At 65.7% G+C, this 5,644-nt stretch carries 3 protein-coding genes and 1 pseudogene; all 4 read left to right on the forward strand.

The genetic code is table 11. The annotated features are described in order from the left end of the window. Positions 1-225 precede the first annotated feature (225 nt). Complete coding sequence (ltrA, locus tag LR394_RS40830) at positions 226-1,686, forward strand: group II intron reverse transcriptase/maturase (protein WP_407937222.1); 1,461 nt, start codon at positions 226-228, stop codon at positions 1,684-1,686. An 87-nt stretch (positions 1,687-1,773) separates the two neighbouring features. Then, complete coding sequence (locus tag LR394_RS40835) at positions 1,774-2,751, forward strand: IS3 family transposase (RefSeq protein WP_231450106.1); 978 nt, start codon at positions 1,774-1,776, stop codon at positions 2,749-2,751. A 244-nt stretch (positions 2,752-2,995) separates the two neighbouring features. After that, complete coding sequence (gene ltrA / locus LR394_RS40840; RefSeq protein WP_231450107.1) at positions 2,996-4,570, forward strand: group II intron reverse transcriptase/maturase; 1,575 nt, start codon at positions 2,996-2,998, stop codon at positions 4,568-4,570. A 564-nt stretch (positions 4,571-5,134) separates the two neighbouring features. After that, a pseudogene (locus tag LR394_RS40845) lies at positions 5,135-5,644 on the forward strand (reverse transcriptase/maturase family protein); the annotation flags it as partial.

Below are 5,644 nucleotides of genomic sequence, written 5' to 3' on the forward strand. Positions count from 1 at the left end.
GTCTCGTGGTTCCCGTCCGGGCAGGCCGCCAGTCTGGTCCGGGTGGGTAGGTCCGTCGCTGATCGATGGCCGTGGGGTGGGGCGGAGGTCTCGTAGTAGTCGCGGGCGTCACGACCCGCCGGTGGAGGCCGGGAAAGCCGGTCGCAGGGCGAAGGGGACCAGCTTGTTATGCAGCAGTCGGAGGCTGGAATGTCAGGAGGAGAGCCAGAAGTGGGCTCATCGTTGGTGAATACCGGCGAACCGGTGTCCGTGCGCGTAGCGGCGGAGCATCGGGTACTGAAGATCCAGGCCGGGCTGCACCGTTGGGCCCGCGATGATCCTCATCGCAGGTTCGATGATCTGTTCAACCTTGTCGCTGACCCGGCCTTCCTCATGGTGGCCTGGGAACGGGTGGCGGGGAACAAGGGAGCCAGGACAGCCGGGATCGACGGGCTGACCGTCGGGACTGTTCACGAGAAGCAGAGCGTCGGGGTGTTCCTCGCCGATCTTCGTGAGCAGTTGCGCAGCGGTCGTTTCCGGCCGTTGCCGGTGCGGGAGCGGCTGATCCCGAAGGCGGGCAGAAAGCTGCGCCGTCTGGGGATCCCGACCGTGGCCGACCGGGTCGTTCAGGCGTCCTTGAAACTGGTGCTGGAGCCGGTTTTCGAGGCGGATTTCCTCCCGTGTTCCTACGGGTTCCGTCCCGGGCGCCGGGCCCATGACGCGGTCGCCGAGGTGAACTACCTGGCCCGTCGCCCACGGAACTACGAGTGGGTGCTGGAGGGTGACATCACGGCGTGCTTCGACGAGATCGACCACACCGCGCTGATGGCGCGAGTGAGAGATCGTGTCGGGGACAAACGTGTCCTGGGGTTGGTGAAGGCGTTCCTGAAAGCGGGCATCCTCGGTGAGGATCGGCTGCTGAAGGAGACCACCGCCGGGACCCCGCAGGGTGGGATCCTGTCCCCGTTGCTGGCGAACGTGGCGTTGTCGGTCCTGGACGAGTTCATCGCCCAGGAACCCGGCGGGCCGTCCAGCAGTCCCGGGGTCAGGACCCTACGGTATCGGCAGGGCAAGGCCAACTTTCGGTTGGTCCGGTATGCCGACGACTGGTGCCTGATGATCCGTGGCACCAGGGACCATGCCGTGCAGTTGCGTGAGCAGATCGCGCAGGTGCTCTCCGGGATGGGCTTGCGCCTGTCCGAGGGGAAAACCCTGATCACCCACATCAACGAAGGGCTGGACTTCCTCGGGTGGCGCATCCAGCGCCACCGCAAGCGGGGAACGGACAAGCGTTACGTCTACACCTATCCGGCGAAGAAGGCCGTCCGGGCCGTGACGGGCAAGGTGAAGGCGTTGTGCCGACAGATCGAGATCACTGTCCCTATCGACGATCTGCTGCGCCGGGTCAACTTGGTGTTGCAGGGATGGTGTGCCTACTTCCGTGCGGGGGTGTCCTCGGCGACCTTCTCCTACCTGAGTCACTACGTATGGCAGACGGTCTGGCGATGGATGCGCCGAAAGCACCGTAAGAGCACGTGGAGGCAACTACGGCGTATCTACTGCGGTGGTGGATGGTGGCCGGCCAGTTCACGCAGGAGCTTGTACGACCCGGAGAAGGTGACGACCACTCGTTACCTGTATCGGGGAAAGCAGATCCCTGCGCCCTGGCCCGAACCGGCCGCGACGATGGTCGCCTCCGGTCTCTAACGGGACGAGCGGAGAGCCCGGTGCATTGAAAGGTGCACGCCGGGTTCGGGAAGCGGCCCGGGGAAGACGGATCAGCCACTCCCATCAGTGGTTGGCACCGCGTCCCCGGGCCGACTTTACGGACCGTCCCTCGCGCTGATCGTCGAGTACATCGACCAGCACAAAGACCAGTTCGGAGTCGAGCCGATCTGCGCTGTCCTGACCGGGATGGGCGCCAAGATCGCTCCGAGTACCTACTACGCCCGCAAGGCGCGCCCGCCCTCAGACCGGGCGGTGCGGGACCAGGCCGTCACGGCGAAACTTCGGGAGGTCCATGCCCGCAACTACGGCGTCTACGGCATCCGGAAAATGTATGCCGCCCTGGCCCGCCTGGGTGGCGTCAACGGCGTGCCCGTCGCCCGCTGCACCATCCAGCGCCTCATGAAAGCGGCTGGCCTGAAAGGAGTATCCCGCCGCAAGACACCCCGAACGACCGTCGCCGGCAAGGGTATCGACACCCGCGCCGATCACGTCAAGAGGAACTTCACCGCCACGGCGCCGGACCAGCTGTGGGTTGCCGACTTCACCTACGTGAGAACACTTTCCGGATGGGTCTACGCGGCGTTCATCCTGGACGTGTTCTCCCGGAAGATCGTCGGCTGGCGCCTGTCGAGGAACATGCGCACGGATCTGGCTCTGGACGCCCTGCAGATGGCTATCTGGGCCCGTCAGCGTGCCGGGCGCGACCTGAGCGGCCTGATTCACCACTCGGACAGAGGCGTTCAGTACGTCGATGTCCGCTACACCGCCCGCTTGGAAGAGGCCGAGGCCGTTGCTTCGGTCGGCTCGAAGGGAGACTCCTACGACAACGCGATGGCCGAGGCCTTGAACTCGGTTTACAAGGCCGAACTCGTCCGCAACCTGGGCCCCTGGAACGGGATCGACGACCTCGAGATCGCCACCACCGAATACATCGACTGGTACAACAACGACCGACTGCACGAGGCCCTCGGCCATGTCCCGCCCGCCGAGCACGAGGCCAACTACTACACCAAAACCCCAGCTACCGAGCCGATCACCGTGTAATCAGACCCTCTACCAAACCCGGCACTTGACAGTGCTGGTAGGCCGACCGCGAGGAAGGCGTATGTCCCGGCCGGGAACAGGATGACCCGAAAAGCGAATGCCGGTGCGCCGAAAGGCAACGGGAAGAACACCCGATGTGCACAGCCAGCCTCCTGGCTGTGGGGTGTCGAACCGGCCGGATACGAGCCTGGTGCTCGGCCCGAGAGGGAGCCCACGCGGCTCAGGTGAGTCTGTGGAGATGATGATGACCGTAACGCCAGCATCCGCGGGGACGTTGGACGCCGCTGTCTCAGTGGTGAACGGATCGCGGGGCTTTCCTGAGGACTGGGACCAGGTGGACTGGGCCCGGGCCGAGGCGGAGGTACGGCGGCTGCGGCAACGGATCTTCACGGCGTCGAGAGCAGGTGAGCACCGGAAAGTGCGCAGCCTGCAGCGGTTGATGCTGCGGTCCCGGGCGAACGCGTTGATCAGCACGCGTCGGGTCACGCAGATCAACCAGGGGCGAGGAACGGCAGGGATCGACGGCCGGACCGCGCTGTTCGGTTCCCAGCGGATCGCATTGGCCCGCTGGGCCCAGCAGCGCGGAAACAGGCCGCCGGCCGCACCTGTCCGCCGGATCTACATCCCGAAGGCCAACGGCAATCGGCGTCCGCTCGGGATCCCCGTGATCTCCGATCGGGCGGCGCAAGCCGTGGTGCTGAACGCGCTGGAGCCTGAATGGGAGGCCCGGTTCGAGTCCAGGAGCTACGGCTTCCGGCCCGGCCGGGGCTGTCACGACGCGATCGAGGCGATCTTCGCCGTCGGCAAGGGCAAGAGCCCGAAGCGGGCCTGGGTCCTCGACGCGGACCTGACCGCAGCATTCGACCGGATCAACCACAATCGGCTACTGGAACACCTGCACGGATTCCCCGCCAGGCAATCCGTGGCCCGGTGGTTGAGAGCAGGAGTGGTCGAGAACCGGCGATACGCCCCGACCCTGGAAGGCACCCCGCAGGGCGGGGTGATCAGCCCGCTGCTGATGAACATCGCCCTGCACGGGATCGAAACAGCAGCCGGGGCCCGGCAATACACCACCCCCGCACGAAGGGGATGGTCGGTTCCCGGAACCCCGGTCGTGGTCAGATACGCCGACGACCTGGTCGCGCTCTGCTCCAGCCAGGAGCAGGCCGAGCAGGTCAAGGAACGCCTCGCGCAGTGGCTGGCACCACGGGGACTGACGTTCAACGAGGACAAGACACGCATCGTGCACCTGTCCGAAGGGTTCGACTTCCTCGGCTTCACCGTCCGCCACTACCGCAACCCCGGGAAGTTGCTGATCCCGCCGTCGACGGCAGCGGTCAAGCGGTTTCGTGCCCGGCTCCGGACCGAGGTCCGCAGCCTCTACGGCGCGAACGCCATGGCCGTGATCAGCAGGCTCAACCCGATACTGCGGGGCTGGGCCGCGTACTACCGCACAGGTGTGTCCAAGGAGGTCTTCGGCGACATCGACTCCACACTCGTGTGGACGATGCTGAAGTGGGCCAAGCACCGGCACGAGACGAAGTCGTACCGATGGATCGTGAACCGCTACTTCGGGCGGTTCCACCCGACCAGGCAAGACCGATGGCTCTTCGGCGACCGGGAAACCGGCGCCTGCCTGACCCGCTTGTCCTGGACCCCCATCCGCCGTCACCAGATGGTCGATGCCGACGCGTCCCCGGACGACCCGGCCCTGGCCTACTACTGGCGACAGCGACGACGACGTCCACTGCCACCGGACACTCCCACAGCACCCGGTCTTCCGCCCTACACCCTGCGACGCCCACAGGGACTTGCTTGAGCCGGATGCGGTGAAAGCCGCACGTCCGGTGTGCGCCGTGAGGCGCTTCGCTGTATCCCCGACGCAGTCGGGAGGAACTTGAAGGGAGTGTTCCTGGGTCCGATGACTTACCTGGACGTGAAAACTGAAGGGGCAATAGCATGTCAGGAAAGCGGTGGGCGTGCCCAGGCGCTGGGGCGTGGTACCGCGGGACCCGCGCGATATGGCCAAGGCTGGATTGCCTGAAGTCTGGTCTCCAGCGATGAAAGTGCGCATCCATCGAAACTGCGCCTGTAACCGATGCCGTCGCCGTGCACCGGCATGAACCCGTGAGGCTGGTGCAACCTTCGCGGTGGCGGGCACCGTCCAGCGAGGACGGGCGAGGAGACGAAGAGACGGCCTACGTCGTGCTCGATACGTACAGCGAAGACGTACCACGGGATCGCCTACGGGACGCGAGTCCTAGGGCGACGGAGTGCCCGTAGTAGTCGCCGGGGTAACGGCCGGCCAGGGAGGACGGGAAAGCCGTCCGCAGGGCGAAGGGGCACAGGTAGTCATGATGTCCAGCGATGGGAGGTACGCGAGATGCGTGAGGTCGCAACGGTGCTGGGCGTCATCCGGGAACGCGGCAGGCAACGTCTGCCGCTGGAGAGGCTGTATCGGCAACTGTTCAACCTGGACCTGTTCCTGGTGGCCTACGGGCGGATCTACTCCAACACGGGGGCGATGACGCCCGGGGCCACCCCGGAGACCGTGGACGGCATGTCCGTGGCCAGGATCGAGTCGATCATCGACGCGCTGCGCGATGAACGATATCGATGGCAGCCCGCCCGGCGGGTGTATGTCCCGAAGAAGAACGGGACACGGCGCCCGCTGGGACTGCCGACCTGGTCGGACAAGCTGGTCGCCGAAGTGGTCCGGATGCTGCTGGAGTCGTACTACGACGTCCGGTTCTCCGATCACAGTCACGGTTTCCGGCCGGGACGGGGGTGCCATACCGCGCTTCGGTAGATCACTGAGGTGTGGTCGGGCACGCACTGGTTCATCGAGGGTGACATCTCCGACTGTTTCGGGAGCCTCGACCATCAGGTCATG

It is taken from the genome of Kineosporia babensis, from assembly GCF_021129305.1.
GTDB classification, from domain to species: Bacteria; Actinomycetota; Actinomycetes; order Actinomycetales; family Kineosporiaceae; genus Kineosporia; species Kineosporia babensis.

What these genes read in the sequence shown, in the direction of transcription:
- ltrA (WP_231450107.1), top strand. Translation starts at nt 2,996, where the DNA reads ATGACCGTAACGCCAGCATCCGCGGGGACGTTGGACGCCGCTGTCTCA.